Here is an 18337-nt window from a genome sequence, read left to right on the forward strand (position 1 = left end):
CAACCGCCGGCCCGCGACGACCGGCCCCCCACCTCCCAACGACCGGCAAAAGGCCCGGGGAGGCGGGGGAGCCTCGGATCTCGATTCGCGGAGCAGTCGGCACACCGATGATCCCCCGGGATTCCGCGCTTCCGGCCCGCCCCGGGGGCAGCCGGAGCGGGCACATCGGGAGTGGCGAGGGCATCGCGGTCCCGATAGCGGCGGAGGTCCGGCCCCGGTTTCGGCGTCCGGCGCGAACCTGATCCGATACCAATACTGCCGCGGCGAGTGTGAGGATTCCGTGAGGTTTTCTAGAGTCGCTCAATCAGCGCGCTGAGCTGCGACAACGCGGAGCGCGGCCTGCGCTATCGCCAATTCCTCATTGGTCGGCACGACCAGCACGGCAACCTCTGCGCCCGGTGCGGAGATATGCCGGGCCGCGCGGTCCGCAGCGGTGTTGCGGGCCGGGTCGACTGCGATGCCGAAGCGGGACAGCCCGGCGAGTGCGTCGGCGCGGACCTGCGGGCTGTTCTCGCCGACGCCCGCGGTGAAGGTGATGGCATCGACGCCACCGAGCTCGATCAGATACGCGCCGAGGTAGCGGCGCAGGCGGTGGATGTACACGTCGTAGGCCAGGCGCGCCGCGGCGTCGCCCCCGTCGATGAGCCGCTGCAACTCACGGAAGTCGTTGACGCCGGATAGGCCCTTGAGTCCGGCGTTGCGGTTCAGCATTTCGTCGATCTGGTCGACATCCATGTGGGCCGCGCGGACCAGATGCGCGAAGATCCCGGGATCGAGATCGCCGCCCCTGGTCCCCATCACCAAGCCTTCCAGCGGGGTGAGGCCCATGGTGGTGTCGATCGGGTGTCCGCCGCGTATGGCCGATGCCGACGCGCCGTTGCCGAGGTGGAAGATAATCTGATTCAGGTCTGCGGGATCGCGATCGAGCAGCGCGGCGACCCGGCCGGAGACGTACTCGTGCGACGTGCCGTGGAAGCCGTACTTCCGGATGCCATGCGCGGCAGCGAGTTTCGCATCGATGGCGTAGGTCTTGGCGGCATCGGGGAGGCCGTGGAAGAACGCGGTGTCGAAGACCGCCACCTGCGGTACGCCGGGCAGCAGTTCGCGCGCGCTCTCGATGCCCGCGACATTCGCCGGATTGTGCAGCGGCGCAAGCGAAGACAGGTCGGATATGGCCGCGACCACGTCGTCATCGATGAGCGTCGGCCGGTAGAACACTTCGCCGCCGTGCACCACGCGGTGCCCGACCGCGCGCACCCCGGCGGTGGCCAGATCGTGGCCGGATTCGGCGAACACATCGAAAACCAGCCGCAGCCCCGCCGTGTGATCGGCGATCGGCTGTCGATGCTGGATGGTTCGGCCATCGACCTGATGCTCGATCCCGGCCTGCTCCTCGCCGATCCGATCGACCATGCCGGACGCGGCGACCACACCCGACTCCGGGTCCAGCAGCTGGTATTTGATCGACGACGAGCCGGAATTGATCACCAGCACGAGGTCATTGCGCCCACCGGTCGCCCGACCACCGCTCCGCATCGAATCGCTGCGCGATGCCGCGTTCATATCTGCACCTCCTGCATCACGCGCGTGCCCCGCACTCGGTCAGCAACCGCGAACCCGGTCGCATTGTTCCGCTGTGTGCCACACCGCACATCAGCTCTCCTCTGCCTGGATCGCGGTGATGGCAACCGTATTGACGATATCGGCGACGAGCGCACCGCGGGACAGGTCGTTGACCGGTTTGCGCAGCCCCTGCAGCACCGGGCCGATCGCGATCGCACCGGCGCTGCGCTGGACCGCCTTGTAGGTGTTGTTACCGGTGTTGAGGTCGGGAAACACGAAGACCGTTGCGCGCCCCGCCACTTCGGAATCCGGGAGTTTGGTGGTGGCCACCGTGGGTTCGATCGCGGCGTCGTACTGGATCGGGCCCTCCACCAGCAGTTCCGGCTCGCGCTCGCGAACCAGTTTGGTGGCCACGCGCACCTTGTCCACATCGGCGCCGCTGCCGGATTCACCGGTCGAGTAGGACAGCATCGCGACGCGCGGGTCGATGCCGAAGCGAGCCGCGGTGCGCGCGGAGGAGATCGCGATATCGGCCAGCTGCTCCGAGGTCGGATCGGGCACAACGGCACAGTCGCCGTAGGCGAGCACCCGATCGGCCAGGCACATGAGGAACACACTGGAGACCGTGGACACCCCCGGGACGGTCTTGATGATCTCGAAGGACGGCCGGATGGTGTGCGCCGTGGTGTGGGCCGCACCGGAGACCATGCCGTCCGCAATGCCTTTGTGCACCATCATGGTGCCGAAATACGAGATATCGGCCATGGTTTCGCGGGCGCGCTCGAGTGTCATGCCCTTGTGCTTGCGCAGTTCGGTGTATTCCGCGGCGAATTCGTCGAGGTAACCGGAGGTGCGCGGGTCGAGTACCCGTGCTGCCGAGATATCGACGCCGAGTTCGGCGGCACGGGCACGCACCGCCGCCTCGTCGCCGAGAATGACCAGATCCGCGATCTTGCGCTGCAGCACCCGCCCCGCCGCACGCAGGATGCGGTCGTCGTCGCCCTCGGGCAGCACAATGGTCTTGCGGTTCGCCCTGGCGCGTTCGATCAGCTGGTATTCGAACATTTGCGGCGTCACCACCGAGGTATCCGGGATTTCGATGCGCTGCAACAACTCCGACGCGTCGACATGCTGTTCCATCAGGGCCAGCGCGGTGTCGACCTTGCGCGGGCTGCCCGCCGACATGCGGCCGCGGGTGCGGTAGGCGGCGCTCGCGGCGTCGTAGGTGCCCAGTTCCGTGGTGAGGATGGGCAGTTTGGGTTTGAGGCCGTTCATCAGCCTGGCTATGGCCGGATGCGGCAGCATGCCACCGTTCATGATGATGCCCGACAGCGACGGAAAGCCTTCCGCCTCATGCGCATTCACGACACTGAGCAGCACGTCTGAACGATCGCCCGGCGCGATGACCACGACACCGTCGACCAACCGCTCGAGAATATGTTCGGCCGTCATGCCGCCGACCATGACCTTCAATGCCTCACGCTGCAGCAATTCCACATCACCGCTGTACATTTCGCCGCCGATCGCGGTGCACAGCTCGGCTACTGTCGGCGAAATCAGCAGCGGCACTTCGGGTAACGTCCAGGACGGCACATCGAAGCCCTCGAGAGCAACACCGACTTCATCCAATTGCTCTGGGGCGCAACGGTTGGCGATGATGGCCACCAAGTGCGCGTGTTCGAGGGAAAGCTCGTGTGCACACAGCTCGGCCAGCTGCTCGACCTCGTCGGGAGTGCGGCCAGAACCACGCACGACCAGCAGTACGGGCGCGCCGAGGTTCACTGCGATGCGGGCATTGAAGCGCAGTTCGCTCGGGCTGGCCACATCGGTGTAGTCGCTGCCGACGATCACTACCGCGTCACACAGCTTCGCGACCTCGTGGAAGCGCATGACGATCTCGCTGATCGCGGCATCCGGATCCGCGTGTACCTGCTCGTAGGTGACGCCGATGGCCTGCGCGTAATCGATATCGGCGGTGCTGTGCTCGAGCAGCAGTTCCAGGACGTAATCCGGCTCGGTGGTCGAGCGGGTGATCGGCCGGAATACGCCGACCCGGGCGGTGGTCGCGCACAGCATCTGGAGCATGCCGAGGGCCACCGTCGATTTTCCGGTGTCACCCTCCGGAGATGCGATGTACACAGCGGATGGAGCGGAATCGGCCATGCCCCAGAGCTTAGTAAAGCCGCGGCTACCTCGACCGTTCGGCGAGACGGCGATCACGAACTCCTATTCGCACCGGTCCGGATATAGTCCGGGCATGGCTGAGCAATTCCCGAAGCGGCAGTGGGGTTCGAACACCAATTTTCTTGCCCGGCTAGCGACCAAGCTCGCTTCCACCAAACCCGGGTCGTGGCTGATTCGGAAGGTTACCCCGCTGGATCGGGCCATCCTCGAGCGCACGAATGCCAAGTACACGCTCCTCGGTCCGATCGGTGCCCCGGTCATGCTGCTGACCACCACCGGCCGCAAATCCGGTGAGCCGCGCACCCAACCGCTGCTCTGCCTGCACGACGGTGCCACCATCTACGTGATCGGCAGCAACTTCGGCCAGCAGCAGCATCCGGCCTGGACCACCAACCTCCTGGCGAACCCGAATGCCACCGTCGCCATCGCAGGTCAACGCATCCCCGTGCGCGCCACCCTGGTCGAGTCCGACAAGGACGCCCTGTTCGCCCGCTTCGTCGAGATCACCAGCGCCTACGGCATCTACCGCACCCGCACCACCCGAGACCTGCGCATCTTCGCCCTCACCCGCGCCTGACCAATCGCGGGAACCGGACCCACACACCGAGTGCATGCCCCGGCTTACCAGCGCGCCGAAGCCAGTCGAATGGTCGCTGCGGAACCAATCGCGGCCAGACTCACCTCAATTGGCCATTTCGCCTGAGCCGGCCGAGCATCGCGGATCCGGCCGAACATGGGCAGGCAAGCCCGTCGATGCTCGGCCGGTGCGACCAGTTGCGGCTCAGCCCAAGGCGCGGAGGCGGGGAGCCAGGTCGCGCTGGAAGAGGTCGAGGAAGCGGGACTGGTCGTGGCCGGGGGCGTGGAAGACCAGGTGGTTGAGGCCGGCGTCGAGGTACGGCTTGATTTGTTCGACGGCCTGGTCCGGATCATTGGCGACGATCCAGCGCTTGGCGATCTGCTCGATCGGGAGGGCGTCGGCGGCGGCCTCCATTTCGATCGGATCGGTAATGGAATGCTTCTGCTCGGCGGTCAGCGAGAGCGGGGCCCAGAAGCGCGTATTCTCCAGTGCCAGTTCGGGATCGGTGTCGTAGGAGATCTTGATCTCGATCATCCGGTCGATCTGCTCGACGGCGCGTCCGGCCTTGGCGGCGCCCTCCGCGACGGCGGGCATCAACTTCTCGGTGTACAGGTCCATACCCTTGCCGGAGGTACAGATGAAACCGTCACCGGCGCGGCCCGCGTAGCGCGCGACCAGCGGTCCGCCCGCGGCGATATAGATCGGGATGCCGCCCTTGGGCACGTCGTAGATCGAGGCGCCGACGGTCTTGTAGTACTCGCCGTCGAAGTCGGTGCGTTCACCGGTCCACAGCGCGCGCATGAGGTCGACCGATTCGCGCAGCCGAGCGAAACGCTCCTTGAATTCGGGCCATTCGCCGGTGTAGCCGGTGGCGATCTCATTGAGCGCCTCACCGCTGCCGACACCGAGCATGACACGATCGGGGTAAAGACAACCCATGGTCGCGAAGGCCTGCGCGATCACGGCGGGGTTGTAGCGAAAGGTCGGGGTGAGCACCGAGGTGCCGAGTTGGATGCGCTTGGTGCGCTCACCGACCGCGGCCATCCAGGCCAGCGAGAACGGCGCATGCCCGCCCTTGTGCCGCCACGGCTGGAAATGGTCGCTCACCGTCGCGCTGTCGAGGCCGTGGTCCTCGGCCGCCACCGCGATTTCCACCAATTCCCGCGGTCCGAACTGTTCCGCCGACGCCTTGTATCCGAGCTTGAGATCACCCATATGCGCCACTCCTGTCGCTTCGCTCAACGGTCCGTGCGGGAGGTTCCGCACACCGTCGGCCGCCTGAATCCCGCGACCGCATCCCGGTACAACCGCAAGGGCGACACCGGAGTTCCCGAGCCGCGATCGGCCTACCTGAGCGCTGCGCGATCGGTTCTCACACGGCCTCCCCTCGACCATAGTCAGCGCGTCCTGGGAAGGTGCGCAGGGCCGCACCCCGTGATCGCAATAACCAGTCGGCATCACGCTCCGGGGACTGGATCTGCGTCGGCAGAAGAACCGGACATTCGAGGTGCTGCGTATCGCTGAGGTGCGACTCCCGGCGGGTTGCAGCCTGCGGCGCAGCAAGTCGCTGACGGCTCTCGGGGGAAGTCGGTATCGGCTCACGATGCGGCCGCAAGCCGGGGACGGCTCACGGCGAGGCAGCCAGTCGAAATCCCCGATCACGGTGACACCCCGGGCATTCGGCAGACCGCGAACGAGGTGCCATCCACCTCGCCGTCGAGGGTGGTGTAGTGACGCGGGTGCGCGCCGAGCACATCCCACAGGTGTTCGTGGCGCCCCTCGCCGATGAGGTGCAGGTCCAGCTCGCCGACGATGGGCAGGAAGCGCTAGCCGTCTGCGCTGATCTGCGACGACTCAGAGCGACGCGGCAAGTGGGTGGCTCTCAGGGCGGTGTGGGGATGGTCGCATCGGGTCCGGTATTCACACGCTGGGTGGGCGGATAGCCGACAATTGACTCGTGAGCACACCAGATGAACCGATCCTGTCCTACCTGACCGATATGGATGGGGTGCTGGTGCACGAAGACCATCTGGTGCCCGGTGCCGACAAGTTCCTAGCCGAGCTGCGCGGCAATGAGATCCCGTTCCTGGTGCTCACCAATAACTCGATCCGCACGCCGCGCGATCTGCAGGCCCGCCTGCGCCACACCGGACTCGATATTCCGGAGGAGGCGATCTGGACCTCGGCGCTGGCCACCGCGACCTTCCTCAACGACCAGCGTCCCAACGGAACCGCCTACGTGGTCGGCGAATCCGGACTTACCACCGCACTGCACGAAATCGGCTATGTGCTGACCGATAGCGATCCGGACTACGTGGTGCTCGGCGAAACCCGCACCTACTCCTTCGAGGCGATCACCACCGCGATCCGCCTGGTCGATCGCGGTGCGCGCTTCATCGCCACCAACCCGGACGCGACCGGACCGTCCCGCGAGGGCCTGCTCCCCGCGACCGGCTCGGTCGCCGCGCTGATCACCCGCGCGACCGGCAAGGAGCCGTACTACGTAGGCAAGCCGAACCCGCTGATGATGCGCTCGGCACTGCGCCGGATCGGCGCACATTCGCAGTCGACCGTAATGATCGGCGACCGCATGGACACCGATATCGTCTCGGGCCTGGAGGCGGGCATGCGCACCGTCCTGGTCACCACCGGCATCTCCACCCGCGAATCCGTCGAGCAATTCCCCTACCGCCCCACCCTGGTCGCCGACTCAGTAGCCGACCTAGTCGGCCGAACCCACAACCCCTTCCCCTGACCCCCGCCCCCGCGGGCGATCAAGATCAGGTGGAACTGGTGGCGTAGCCTTCTCGCGGTTTGCCGCGATGGTTTCCACCTGATCATTTGTCCATTCGGGCGCTGGGATTAGCGACAGTGCCGAACAGCAGCTGGGGATCAGGTTTCGTCGGTGATGGTGGCTAGGGCGGTGGAGAGTTGGGTCATGAGGTGGGCGGTGAGGGCGAGTTGGTCGGGGCCGAGTTTGGCGGCGAGCCGTTTCGCCATGACTGCGTGCTGCGGGTTTATGCGTTTGATTGCCTCGCGGCCTGTGTCGGTGACCGCTACGAGTTTGGCGCGGCGGTGCGCCGGATTGGGTTGGAATTCGGCAAGTCCCTTGTCCACCAATAGGTCCGCGATGCGCTGCACGCTCTGCCTGGTGATCCCCATGGCTCGGGCGATTCCGGCCACCGGCAGCGGTTCGCGCAGCACCGCGCCGAGCACCTGCCACCAGGCCGCCGTAATTCCGGCGGGAGCGGCCAATTCCTCTGCGATGGTGAGGAATTGACCGTTCAGCTGGAATGACGTGATAGCGGCCGTTGCGAAGAGATCCTGCTCGGGCGTGTCACTCATATCGGAAACTCCTATCCGGGTCCGCGACTCACCGCGGATTCTTCCTCACGCGGAAGCGACGACCCGCTGCGCCTCGTACTCGGAAAGCGCGGCGAATCCCGCCGGATCGCTCTTGCCGAACAAGCGGTACCACGCGTCCAGCACGTAGGGCTCGTAGACGTCGAGCCTGCGAAGCACCTCGCGAGCGAATTCGAAAGGCGCGGTCGGACCCGCGGTGATGAGATCGCCATCCAGTACCGCCGCCTGGTCCAGATAGCGATCACCACCCGAATATCCGCTGTAGGCAAGGTATTCCGCAGCCGCGCCGGTATGGGCGTGGTTATCGAGTAGACCCTCCTTCGCCAATCCGAAGGTGGCACCGCAGATCGCCGCGACCGGAACCCCCGCGTCCAGGAACTCCCGCGCCTTGTGCGCGAAGGGCACTAGTTCGCCCGTCTCCCAGGTGTCGGCGCCGGGCAGGATCAACATCGCGCTCGCGGCGGGCGTGAGATCGGCGAGCAGCACATCCGGCACGATGCGCATTCCACCCGTCGTGATGATCGGATCGGCGGTGAGCCCAACGGTTCGCACCCGGAAGGTTCCCGGCGCTTTCTGCCAGCTGGGCCGATTGATATGCGCGGTCGCCGCACCGACCTCCCAATCGGCGAGCGTGTCGTAAACGGCCATGTGAACTGTCTTCGTAGCCATGACAGTATGCTGTCATATTTGACAGCATACTGTCAATGCCTCAGCGTCCGCGTTCGATCTTCGCCAAATGCGCGATATTGGCGCGATCCTGCGCATCAGCACTCGGTTCACCGCCGAACCACGCGTCCAGAATCTCCGTCAGTTCCGCCCGGGATGTCGAACGCAGGCTCAGCGCAAGCACATTCGCGTCATTCCACTTCCGCGCACCAGCCGCCGTCGCCGCATCACCACACAGCGCTGCCCGGATCCCCGCCACCTTGTTGGCGGCAATAGAAGCCCCGGTCCCCGTCCAACAGCACACCACCCCCTGCTCCGCCCGCCCCTCGGCCACATCGCGCGCTGCCGCCGCACTGGCCCAAGCCCAGTCATCCCGCTCACTATCCGACAACGCCCCATGCACCAACGTCTCGAACCCCCGCCGCCCGAGCTCCACCACCAGCTCCTCGGCCACCCCCACCCGCTCATCCGCCGCAACCGAAATTCGCATACCCCAAGCGTAATAACGTCCCCACTGCACAGCACCGAAAACCGCGAGCGGGCCCGTCCTCGGTGCCGAGGACGGGCCCACCGCACCGGTCACCAGGCAACGGGGCCGAGGCGATCGATGAAGATCCCGCTCGGCCCGTCGGCGTCGATCGTGGCGAGTTCGAGGATCGAGTCGGTGCCCTCGGTGACCGTCAGTTGGCCGGTGTGATGGTTCATATCGGTCGCCGCGAATTTACGATTCGCGACCTCACCAGGAGTCGCGACGTTGAACTTGATCTTCGGCAGCGCCTGGGCGTACCGCAGGGTGATCATGTTCAGCGCCGCTTTCGACGAGCTGTAGGCGAGCTCGTGCATCTTCGAGACGGGCTGCTCCGGATCGGTCACGACCGCGAAGGAACCGCCACCACTGGACACCATCACCACCCGCGGATTGTCCGCCGCCTGCAGCAAGGGCAGGAACGCGTGCGTGACCCTGATCGGTCCGTACACGTTGGTGTCGTAGACGGAATGGATTTCGTCCGCGGTCGCGTCCGCGGGCGCAACAATATTCCCCGGTGCACCGGCGTTGTTGATCAACACATCCAGCCGGTCGGTGTGCCCGCTAACGAGCCGTACCGCATCCGACACCGACTCCTCCGAGGTCACATCCAGCGGCACCATCACGACGTTCACCCCCTCAGCGGCGAGTTTGTCCGCGGCGGCCTGTCCTCGAGCCGCGTCGCGCGAGCCGAGGAAAACCGTCCACCCCTGCGCCCCGAGCCGCCGCGCCGCTTCGAGACCGAGTCCCTTATTGGCTCCGGTGATCAACACTGTGGTTTGTTCCGTGTTCGTCATGCCCACTAAGACGCACCAGCCCGCTCGCGCTGTGACAACCTGTGAGCGGCCTCACAAACACCGGGAATCGACACTGTGCACCGACCCGGCGAATAGGCCAGAATCCTGGCAGCGTGACAAGACGCGGAAAGCGGAGGGACCGGCAGTGTCAGCTTGGGGTGAGGTCGTTGTCGGCCTGGTAATTCTGGTCGGTCTGGTCGGGATCATCGTCCCGATTCTGCCGGGGGCCATTTTGATCTTCGGGGCCATTGCCGTGTGGGCGTTCATGACCGGGGGCGCGACGGCGTGGATCGTACTCGCCATCAGCACAGCATTTTTGGTGCTGTCCGGCATCGTCAAATACACCTGGCCGGGCCGGAAGATGAAGGATGCGGGCGTATCCAATCGCGCGCTGTTCATCGGCGCGATCTTCGGCATTGTCGGCTTCTTCATCATCCCGGTGGTCGGGTTGTTCGTGGGATTCGTTCTGGGTGTGTATCTTTCGGAGCTGCACCGACTCCGCGACAACCAACCTGCTTGGCAGGCAACGGTTCACGCCCTCAAGGGTGTGGGCCTGTCGATGCTGATCGAGCTCTTCGGTGCGCTGTTGGCCACGGGCGTCTGGGGCGTCGGCGCGATTATCGCCTGATCGTCAGCGTTTACCTGCCCGCCGTCGCTGCACCTGTGGATCGCGCATGCCCACTGCCAGGTCGCGCTCACTCGATGATCGGGAACGGAATCGTATCCGCCGGTTCGAGTTTCGGTAGCTCATCGCGCCGCAGCGGCAGGGTCGGCTGCTCGGTGCGGTGGATCGGCAGGGTCGGCGTCGGATCGGCCTGGATCACTCGTTCGCGGGCGGGCAGTCGATAGAACGCCCGCGCATTGTCTTCCAGCACCTTGAACATATCGGTGCCCACCACATCGCAGATCAGATCGACATCGGAATCCTGGAACGGTCGCCCCGCGCGGGTGCCGGGCAGATCGGTGCCGAACATCAGCGCTTCGGGATTGACCGCGTGGATCCGGCGCAGCGTATCGGCCACTTTCATATGCACCCGCCCGAAACCGGTCGCTTTCACCCGCGCCCCGCGATCCACCAGATCCAGCAGATAGGGCAGACCCTCCTCGGACATGCCGAGATGGTCGATGGAGAACACCGGCAGCTTCGAGATCACCGGCTGCATCGAGGTGAGCATGTTGCCGTCGATATACACCTCGACGTGCCAGCCGACGAGGTCGTGCGCACGCAATGCCTGCAGTGTCAGCGCGGTGATATCCGCGGCTGCGCGCTTGACGTTGAACCGCAGCGCGCGCACACCGATCCGGTCGAGTTCGATGATCTCTTCGTCGGTGGCGTCGGGGTCCAGCGCGGTGACGCCGACCCACCCCGCGCCGAGCTCCGCCAGCGCCGCTTTCAGGTACGTCTGATCGCTGCCTTGGAAGGATCCGCTGACCACGGCGCCGCCGCCGACATCGAAGCGCGACATACGCTTTCGATAATCGGCGATGGTGAACGGGTCGGGCAGGTAGCCCTGGTTCTCGGCCAGCGGGAACCGCGGGTCGAAGATGTGGAGATGGGCATCGAACACTTGTACAGAATGCCTCAGTCACGGAATTTCCGCTGCCGCGGACCCGACAGATTTCGCGCTGCCGCAGCCGTGTCGGATTGTCGAGAACCACAGGAGGTGACGGTCACCCCCTGTGGGCATTCGCGCTAGACCTTGTGCGGCTCGCTGGCGCGCAGCATGTCCTCGCGCTCGACGACCTTGACGCGCTCGCGGCCCTCCGGCTCGCCGAGGGCGCGCTCGTGCGCGTCCAGGCGGTACCAGCCCTGCCAGGTGGTGAACGGGATGCCCTTGCTCTCGAGGAATTCGGTGACTGCCTGTAGCTCCGGATGCTTAGCCGGTGCGAAGTTCACGCTGTCGTCGAGCAGGCAAGCAACGGTCTCGTTGGCGTCGCCCTTGGTGTGACCGATGAGGCCGACCGGACCGCGCTTGATCCAGCCGGTGACGTAGGTGGCGGGCAGATAGCGATCCGGACCGTCGGCGTCTTCGTCGGCGAGGACGCGTCCGGCCTCGTTCGGAACGACACCGGCCTGATCGTCGAACGGCAGGTTGGTGAGGTTCTGCGACAGGTAGCCGACGGCGCGGTAGACGGCCTGGACGTCCCAGTCCCTGAACACGCCGGTGCCCTTGACATTGCCGGTGCCGTCGAGCTGGGTGCGCTCGGTGCGCAGGCCGGCGACCTTGCCGTCCTCGCCGAGGATCTCGGCCGGGGACTCGAAGAAGTGCAGGAAAAGCTTGTGCGGGCGGTTGCCGACGTCGCGGATGGCCCACTGCTCCAGGGTGTTGGAGATCATGTCGACCTGCTTGGAGTGCCGGCGCGCGGCCTCGGAACCCTCGTCGTAGTCGATGTCCTCGGGATCGACGATGACCTCGATGGTCGGCGAATGGTCGAGTTCGCGCAGCTCGAGCGGGGTGAACTTGGCCTGCGCCGGGCCGCGACGGCCGAAGACGTGCACCTCGATCGCCTTATTGGCCTTCAGGCCGTTGTAGACGTTCGGCGGGATCTCGGTCGGCAGCAGTTCGTCGCCGGTCTTGGCCAGCACGCGCGCCACGTCGAGTGCGACATTGCCGACACCGAGGACCGCGACCTTCTCCGCCTCCAGCGGCCAGGTGCGCGGCACGTCCGGATGACCGTCGTACCAGGAGACGAAGTCCGCGGCGCCGTAGCTGCCGTCCAGGTCGATGCCGGGGATCGGCAGCGCGCGGTCGGCGTTGGCGCCGGTGGAGAAGATCACCGCGTCATAGAACGTGCGCAGATCGTCGAGGGTGATGTCGGTGCCGTAGTCGATATTGCCGAGCAGGCGGACCTGCGGCTTGTCCAGCACCTTGTGCAGAGCGGTGATGATGCCCTTGATGCGCGGATGATCCGGCGCGACGCCGTAGCGGATCAACCCGAACGGCGCGGGCATGCGCTCGTACAGGTCGATGCTCACCTCGGCATCGGACTTCATCAACGCGTCGGCGGCGTAGATACCGGCCGGTCCTGCGCCCACGATCGCGATGCGAAGCGGGCGAGGCCCCGCGGTGTGCGCGTCAGGCCCGGAGGAGGCAGCTTGCGTGACCACGGAGGGCCCGTGCACACCGCTAGTCGACTCTGCACTGTGTTCGGTCATCTTTTACGCGCACCCTTATGGTCGAAACAATTAACGGCGTCAGTCTTAGCTTAGGCTAACTTGACGCACCCTCTCGGTCGCATCTGCCGATGCGGACAGGCGGCCATCTCGGCTATGACAGCAGGCCGCAGTCTCGCGATTCTATCGGTGGCACAGCGCGCACCCTGCGGCGGTGCGTACACCGGGTGTTTGCTGCCCCGGCCCACCTACCGTGACTACCCGCTCTGCGCACATCTATCAAATCCTCGTGACGCAGGTCTCGGGGCCGAATGCCGGATACCGCCGTCCACCAGGGATGATCGACCCATGACAGAGCAGCAGGGCACCGATGAAGAACCCGTAATCGAGGTCGATCAGACCGATCGTCGCTCCATCGCGCCGTTCATCGCGGCGGCCGTCTTCGCCGCTGTCGTGCTGGTCGCGATCGTGCTCGGTGCGGTGCTTTCGCCCGCTGAGAAAAATGTCACAGAATCGGACAAGATCGCGGCCGCGGTGCAGCGCTACGCGGAGGCCCGCGCCACCACCGACAGCACGCCGCCGCCGGGCGTGGCCTGTCTGGGCTTCGACGAGAGCAAGACACCGCTCGCCGGTCAGTTCGGTGGGGCCGCGGCCGGAAAGTCGATCAAGGTCACCAAGATTGAGAATGCGATGGTCGACGGCGATCGGGCCAAGGCGACGGTGACCATCGCGGTCGACGGCCGGGAGACCCCGGCTACCTGGAATCTGACCCGCTCCCAAGACCGATGGATCGTCTGCGGTTGATTCCTTATGCGCGGCGCGAACTGGGGTTTGACATGGCGGCCCCTGCCCAGGCAATCTCATTTTCGGGTCATGAGTACCAGCGCCAAGCCCCGGCTGGCTGGTCGGCAACCCTCCTCCGCGGTGGGGTGCTCCGGGTGACGACCTGGCCGCGCACCGAAACCCAGGTGCGGCAAGCGTGGATTCACAGGAGGATCGCATGACATATGCCGGTGACATCACCCCACAGCAGGCGTGGGAGTTGTTGCAAGACAATCCCGAAGCCGTCTTGGTAGACGTGCGCACCGAGGCCGAATGGCGTTTCGTCGGTGTGCCGGATACGACTTCGATCGAACGGCCGACGGTGCTGATCGAATGGGTCGACAGCAACGGCGCCCGCAACGGTGAGTTCGTCGAGCAGTTGACCAAGGCGCTGGAGGGTCGCGATCCGGCGGCGCCCGTCGTCTTCCTCTGTCGCTCCGGACAGCGTTCCATCGGTGCGGCGGTCGCCGCGACCGGGGCAGGCATCGCCCCGTCGTTCAATGTGCTGGAGGGCTTCGAAGGCCCGATCGATGAGCTCGGACATCGCGGCGGCTCCGGCTGGCGCGCCATCGGCCTGCCCTGGCGGCAGTCATGATCACCGGTGGTGCGTTCGACAAGCCGCTGCCCGAAGGTGTCGGTCCCGCGACGCTCGGCGTGCGAGGTGGCCTGCGCCGCTCGGGATTCGAGGAGACCGCCGAGGCGCTGTATCTGTCCTCCGGTTTCGTCTATGAGAGCGCCGAGGCGGCCGAGGCCGCGTTCACCGGCGATATCGAGCATTTCGTCTACTCCCGCTACGGCAACCCGACAGTCGCCATGTTCGAGGAGCGGCTGCGTCTGATCGACGGCGCCGAAGCATGTTTCGCGACCGCGAGCGGCATGTCCGCCGTATTCACCGCGCTCGGTGCGCTTTTGGGCGCGGGCGATCGACTTGTGGCCGCGCGCAGCCTATTCGGCTCGTGCTTCGTGGTGTGCAACGAGATTCTGCCGCGCTGGGGTGTGGAGACGGTCTTCGTCGACGGCGATGATCTGGATCAGTGGGAGCAGGCGCTTTCGGTGCCGACCCAGGCCGTGTTCTTCGAGACACCGGCCAATCCGATGCAGACGCTGGTCGATGTGCGCCGGGTGACCGAACTCGCGCATGCCGCGGGTGCGAAAGTGGTGCTGGACAACGTCTTCGCCACGCCGCTGCTGCAGCGCGGTTTCGAACTCGGTGCGGATGTACTGGTGTATTCGGGCACCAAACACATCGATGGTCAGGGCCGGGTGCTCGGCGGTGCGATCCTCGGCGCCCAGGACTACATCGACGGTCCGGTGAAAACCCTTATGCGCCATACCGGTCCGGCGCTGAGCCCGTTCAACGCATGGACCCTGCTCAAGGGTTTGGAGACCATGCCACTGCGCGTGCGTCACTCGACCGAATCCGCACTGCGCATCGCCCGCTTCCTCGAGGGCAACAAAGCCGTCTCGTGGGTGCGCTACCCGTACGTGGAGTCGCATCCGCAGTACGAACTGGCGACCAGCCAGATGAGCGGCGGCGGCACCGTGGTCACCTTCGAACTGAACGCGCCGGAGGCTGAGGCCAAGAAGCGCGCCTTCGAGGTCCTCAACCGCCTGCGCATCATCGATATCTCCAACAACCTCGGCGATTCCAAAACCCTCATCACCCACCCCGCCACCACAACCCACCGCGCCATGGGCCCCGAAGGCCGCGCCACCATCGGCCTGTCCGACGGTGTGGTCCGCATCTCGGTGGGACTCGAGGATGTCGAGGATCTGCTGGGGGATCTGGATTACGCCCTGAGCTAGCCCGCACGCCATCGGCGTCGCCGCGTTCAGTTCAGCGCGGCGGCGCCTTTACCGGGCCGTTTCCGTCCAGGTGACCGGCAGTTCGTGGACGCCGTAGATGTTCATGTCGGTCCTGAGTTTCACCTCGTCGGCGGGGATGGCGAGTTCGAGGGTCGGGAAGCGACGCAGCAGTCCGTCGAAACCGGCGCGCATTTCGATGCGGGCCAGCTGCTGGCCGAGGCATTGGTGGATGCCGTGGCCGAAGGCCACCAGACCGCGGGCCCTGCGGTGGATGTCCAGGGTGTCGGAGTTGTGGAAGCGCCGAGGGTCGCGGTTGGCGGCCAGCAGCGAGATAACGACGGTCGATCCCTTGCCGATCGTTTCGCCGCCGAGTTCGATGTCCTCCGTGGCGTAGCGATAGAAGATATCGGCAACCGACAGGTAGCGCATGAGCTCCTCGACGGCATCGGGAACCAACTCCGGGTCGGCGCACAGTTCGGCCAGCTGCACGGGGTGCTCCAAGAGCGCGAAGGTGCCGAGTCCCAGCATGTTGGCGGTGGTTTCGTGGCCAGCGAGCAGCAGCAGGAAGGCGATGCCGGTCAGTTCCTCGATGGTGAGGTCGTCATCGCGGGCCAGGTCGGACAGGATGTCCTCGCCGGGTTCGGCGCGTTTGCGCGTGACAAGTCCGGCCAGGTACATGGTCATTGCGCCGTACGCGGCCATCTTCTCCTCGAGCGCCTGGTCCTTGACCAGGAACTTGGCGGAGTTGACCTGGAAGGTGTCCCGGTCCTCGTAGGGGACACCGAGCAATTCGCAGATCACCAGCGAGGGCACCGGCAGCGCGAACGCTTTGACCAGGTCGACCGGCGGGGTCAGGCGCGCCATCTCGTCCAGTTGCCGCTCGACGAGGTCGATGATGTGCTCTTCGAGCTGCTTCATGCGCTTGACGGTGAAGGCGCCGGTGAGCTTGCGCCGCAACCGGGTGTGGTCCGGCGGGTCCATGGCGACGAACAAGCCCGGAATCTGCGGGGAGGGTTCGGTAGCGACCGGCATGCCGGGAGTCTCGTACGGCACGTGGACAATGCCGATGTCCTGGCGGGAGCTGAACCGGGTGTCGGCCATGAGCTGGCGGACCTCCTCGTAGCCGGTGACCAACCAGCCCTCGTGACCGTCGGGGAAGACGAGAGGACTGACCGGGCGAGCCTCGCGCAGCCGGCTGATTTCGCGAGGCGGGTCGAAGGGGCCCGCATTGCGGTCCATGGGGAGGCCGTGGGGGACGGGAACTGTTTCACTCATCAGGTTTTCCTAATCAGCTAGTAGCGATAAGTTGACCGGCCGACAGGCCGTAGAACCACGCAGCGTCTCCGTTGCGGGCGGTGGTGGGGAAGCCGGTTGGCGCTAATCGCCGGAGACGATGGTGATCGCGCCGGACGGGCACACTTCGGCGGCCTCGCGGACGGCCGGCTCCCGCTCGGGCGCGGGTGTGCGGTCCAGCGGCACCACCCGGCCGTCCGCGATGTCCTGGTCGAACACTCCGGGGGCGGTCAGGACGCACATGCCGGCGCCGATGCAGCGCTCCCGGTCCACTCTGAGTTCCATCGGTTATCCCTTGTTCCAAGTGACCGGGAAGGAGCGCACGCCGTCGCTGAGCGCGTCGGTGCCATCGGGGAACGCCTTGTCCCCGTATGCCTTCCGCAGTCCAGAAGCTGAAATTGCTGAACTATTCACATGAACACTGTCGCCAGCCCGGCTGATATCGACCTGACACCGACCTGACACGGTGTTCGACCTGGTCACACGGCCGCCGCCGCGCCCAGCGAATTACCGGCCAGCACAACGTCGTCCATCTCCGTTACGGTCGGAACCCCGTGCTGGCGTTGATCGTCGTAGTGGCGAGCGCAAAGTCGCGTGAGCCCCCACCGAAGCCCCGCCCATAGAACACGCCTTCCTTTTGCGACCCTCGCGGTTAGAAGCGGCCACCCCGGTGCACGACGCCGATGTGGCGTCGTGCAGCCGGTAGCGGTTTGCGGAAGCAGGCCCGGGGTGCCGGAGCCGGGTGCACTAGGCGGCGATGGCGTGCCGAATGATGATGTTGCCGTATGAGTTTCGCGCATACACCTGCACGGTGTCCGCATTGCGTTCCGCGCGGTCGACCGGTTGCATCTGGTTCTGCACGGTGCCGTACTGGGCGTTGGTTTCCAGCCGGGCCGCGCTGCCCGGATGGATGCCCACCTCCAGCTCGCCCATGGAGGTTTCCAGCCGGAGCACGCCGCGCGATGCTTCGCCGATGCGGATATTGCCCTTGGCGGTTTTCGCGGTCACCGAACCGCGCGGGCGCTCGACGATGATGTCTCCGGCAGCGATCTCCAGGTCGCACTGGCCGAGTTCGCCGGCGCCGAGCAATCGGCCCACACCGGCGGTGCCATCGAGCCGGGAGCCGGTGGGCACCTCGATGGTCACCTCGATCGACGGGTTGCCGCCGAACGGTGTGTAGGTCCGCCAGTCTTTCGGCGTTTTCACGGTCAGGGTGCCCGCGACGAAATCGACCTCGGTCTGCTCGGCGGCGCGCACGTCACCCTTCTTGGACGCATCGGCCGGCCGGACCTCGACGATGGTGTCGATGCGGTCGGAGGCGATGACCGTGACGTTGCCGGAGAGCACCTCGACGGTGACGGCGATCGGTTCCGGGGTCTGGAACGTAGTCATGGCTGTAACTCCTTCAGCGTGGTGTGTTAATTGGGAGGCCGGGTCAGCGGACCCAGCCGGTGGTTGCCGTGTTGATGACATGAACACTGTCGCGAGCCCGGCTGATATCGACCTGACACCGATCTGACACGCGCACTGACATGGCGTTCGGCCTGGTCACAGCCGACAAAGGAGTGCCGAACAGGGACCGAGCCACGCGCGACAATGCCGCATATCGCGCGGTCGGCGGCATC

At 65.7% G+C, this 18337-nt stretch carries 19 protein-coding genes, 1 pseudogene and 1 riboswitch; of the genes and pseudogenes, 7 read left to right on the forward strand and 13 right to left on the reverse strand.

The features are described 5' to 3' along the window. Positions 1 to 300: 300 nt before the first annotated feature. Positions 301 to 1536 (reverse strand): acetate kinase, encoded by a 1236-nt coding sequence (locus OIE68_RS29220; RefSeq protein ID WP_327101841.1) that lies wholly within the window; start codon positions 1534 to 1536, stop codon positions 301 to 303. 117 nt (positions 1537 to 1653) lie between these two features. Beyond that, entirely contained in the window at positions 1654 to 3726 is a 2073-nt protein-coding gene (gene pta / locus OIE68_RS29225; protein WP_327094265.1) for a phosphate acetyltransferase, read from the reverse strand. Positions 3727 to 3820: 94 nt separating this feature from the next. Here pta and OIE68_RS29230 point away from each other — a divergent pair, with 94 nt between their 5' ends. Further along, positions 3821 to 4324: a nitroreductase family deazaflavin-dependent oxidoreductase gene (locus tag OIE68_RS29230; protein WP_327094266.1), complete on the forward strand. Its 504-nt coding sequence runs from the start codon at positions 3821 to 3823 to the stop codon at positions 4322 to 4324. Between the two features lie 204 nt (positions 4325 to 4528). On the opposite strand, the gene fgd is transcribed toward OIE68_RS29230, so the two are convergent. Together fgd and OIE68_RS29240 are read right to left on the reverse strand one after the other, a co-directional pair. Continuing rightward, complete coding sequence (gene fgd / locus OIE68_RS29235) at positions 4529 to 5539, reverse strand: glucose-6-phosphate dehydrogenase (coenzyme-F420) (protein WP_327101842.1); 1011 nt, start codon at positions 5537 to 5539, stop codon at positions 4529 to 4531. A 393-nt stretch (positions 5540 to 5932) separates the two neighbouring features. Then, positions 5933 to 6150 (reverse strand): annotated as a pseudogene (locus OIE68_RS29240) (1,4-alpha-glucan branching enzyme); the annotation flags it as partial. Here OIE68_RS29240 and OIE68_RS47195 point away from each other — a divergent pair. Then, a complete protein-coding gene (locus tag OIE68_RS47195; protein ID WP_419150573.1) occupies positions 6055 to 6267 on the forward strand; it encodes a hypothetical protein in 213 nt (70 codons plus the stop codon). The pseudogene OIE68_RS29240 and the gene OIE68_RS47195 sit on opposite strands and share 96 nt — an antisense overlap. Positions 6268 to 6323: 56 nt before the next feature. After that, positions 6324 to 7079 carry an HAD-IIA family hydrolase gene (locus tag OIE68_RS29245; RefSeq protein WP_419150814.1) on the forward strand — a complete coding sequence of 252 codons (756 nt, stop codon included), beginning with the start codon at positions 6324 to 6326 and terminating at the stop codon, positions 7077 to 7079. 137 nt (positions 7080 to 7216) lie between these two features. Here OIE68_RS29245 and OIE68_RS29250 read toward each other — a convergent pair whose 3' ends face one another. The 4 genes from OIE68_RS29250 to OIE68_RS29265 all read right to left on the reverse strand — a co-directional run bounded on the left by OIE68_RS29250 (position 7217) and on the right by OIE68_RS29265 (position 9676). Next, positions 7217 to 7669: a MarR family winged helix-turn-helix transcriptional regulator gene (locus tag OIE68_RS29250; protein WP_327094268.1), complete on the reverse strand. Its 453-nt coding sequence runs from the start codon at positions 7667 to 7669 to the stop codon at positions 7217 to 7219. A gap of 45 nt (positions 7670 to 7714) precedes the next feature. Continuing rightward, on the reverse strand, positions 7715 to 8356 hold the full coding sequence (locus tag OIE68_RS29255) for a DJ-1/PfpI family protein (RefSeq protein ID WP_327094269.1): 642 nt from the start codon (positions 8354 to 8356) through the stop codon (positions 7715 to 7717). A gap of 40 nt (positions 8357 to 8396) precedes the next feature. After that, positions 8397 to 8843: an RpiB/LacA/LacB family sugar-phosphate isomerase gene (locus OIE68_RS29260; RefSeq protein ID WP_327094270.1), complete on the reverse strand. Its 447-nt coding sequence runs from the start codon at positions 8841 to 8843 to the stop codon at positions 8397 to 8399. A gap of 89 nt (positions 8844 to 8932) precedes the next feature. Next, positions 8933 to 9676 carry an SDR family NAD(P)-dependent oxidoreductase gene (locus OIE68_RS29265; protein WP_327094271.1) on the reverse strand — a complete coding sequence of 248 codons (744 nt, stop codon included), beginning with the start codon at positions 9674 to 9676 and terminating at the stop codon, positions 8933 to 8935. Between the two features lie 145 nt (positions 9677 to 9821). Between OIE68_RS29265 and OIE68_RS29270 the strand changes: the two genes are divergently transcribed. Beyond that, positions 9822 to 10304: a DUF456 domain-containing protein gene (locus tag OIE68_RS29270; protein WP_327094272.1), complete on the forward strand. Its 483-nt coding sequence runs from the start codon at positions 9822 to 9824 to the stop codon at positions 10302 to 10304. A 67-nt stretch (positions 10305 to 10371) separates the two neighbouring features. Here the strand turns inward: OIE68_RS29270 and OIE68_RS29275 are convergent, their stop codons facing one another. After that, complete coding sequence (locus OIE68_RS29275) at positions 10372 to 11244, reverse strand: amidohydrolase family protein (RefSeq protein ID WP_327094273.1); 873 nt, start codon at positions 11242 to 11244, stop codon at positions 10372 to 10374. 125 nt (positions 11245 to 11369) lie between these two features. Next, on the reverse strand, positions 11370 to 12785 hold the full coding sequence (locus OIE68_RS29280) for an FAD-dependent oxidoreductase (protein ID WP_327101843.1): 1416 nt from the start codon (positions 12783 to 12785) through the stop codon (positions 11370 to 11372). A gap of 354 nt (positions 12786 to 13139) precedes the next feature. Between OIE68_RS29280 and OIE68_RS29285 the strand changes: the two genes are divergently transcribed. The 3 genes from OIE68_RS29285 to OIE68_RS29295 all read left to right on the forward strand — a co-directional run bounded on the left by OIE68_RS29285 (position 13140) and on the right by OIE68_RS29295 (position 15419). Beyond that, positions 13140 to 13595, forward strand: a complete 456-nt coding sequence (locus tag OIE68_RS29285; protein ID WP_327094274.1) for a hypothetical protein — start codon at positions 13140 to 13142, stop codon at positions 13593 to 13595. Between the two features lie 65 nt (positions 13596 to 13660). Then, a riboswitch (SAM riboswitch) is annotated at positions 13661 to 13777 on the forward strand. A 14-nt stretch (positions 13778 to 13791) separates the two neighbouring features. Next, complete coding sequence (locus OIE68_RS29290; RefSeq protein WP_040686280.1) at positions 13792 to 14208, forward strand: rhodanese-like domain-containing protein; 417 nt, start codon at positions 13792 to 13794, stop codon at positions 14206 to 14208. Then, positions 14205 to 15419: an O-succinylhomoserine sulfhydrylase gene (locus OIE68_RS29295; RefSeq protein ID WP_327094275.1), complete on the forward strand. Its 1215-nt coding sequence runs from the start codon at positions 14205 to 14207 to the stop codon at positions 15417 to 15419. The genes OIE68_RS29290 and OIE68_RS29295 overlap by 4 nt, the downstream gene beginning before the upstream one ends. A 48-nt stretch (positions 15420 to 15467) precedes the next feature. Here OIE68_RS29295 and OIE68_RS29300 read toward each other — a convergent pair whose 3' ends face one another. The 3 genes from OIE68_RS29300 to OIE68_RS29310 form a co-directional block, all read right to left on the reverse strand. Next, positions 15468 to 16694: a cytochrome P450 gene (locus OIE68_RS29300; protein ID WP_327094276.1), complete on the reverse strand. Its 1227-nt coding sequence runs from the start codon at positions 16692 to 16694 to the stop codon at positions 15468 to 15470. 102 nt (positions 16695 to 16796) lie between these two features. Beyond that, positions 16797 to 16997, reverse strand: a complete 201-nt coding sequence (locus OIE68_RS29305; protein WP_327094277.1) for a ferredoxin — start codon at positions 16995 to 16997, stop codon at positions 16797 to 16799. A gap of 462 nt (positions 16998 to 17459) precedes the next feature. Beyond that, positions 17460 to 18104: a hypothetical protein gene (locus OIE68_RS29310; protein WP_327094278.1), complete on the reverse strand. Its 645-nt coding sequence runs from the start codon at positions 18102 to 18104 to the stop codon at positions 17460 to 17462. Positions 18105 to 18337: the final 233 nt, after the last annotated feature.

The sequence above is a fragment of the Nocardia vinacea genome (assembly GCF_035920345.1).
GTDB classification, from domain to species: Bacteria; Actinomycetota; Actinomycetes; order Mycobacteriales; family Mycobacteriaceae; genus Nocardia; species Nocardia vinacea_A.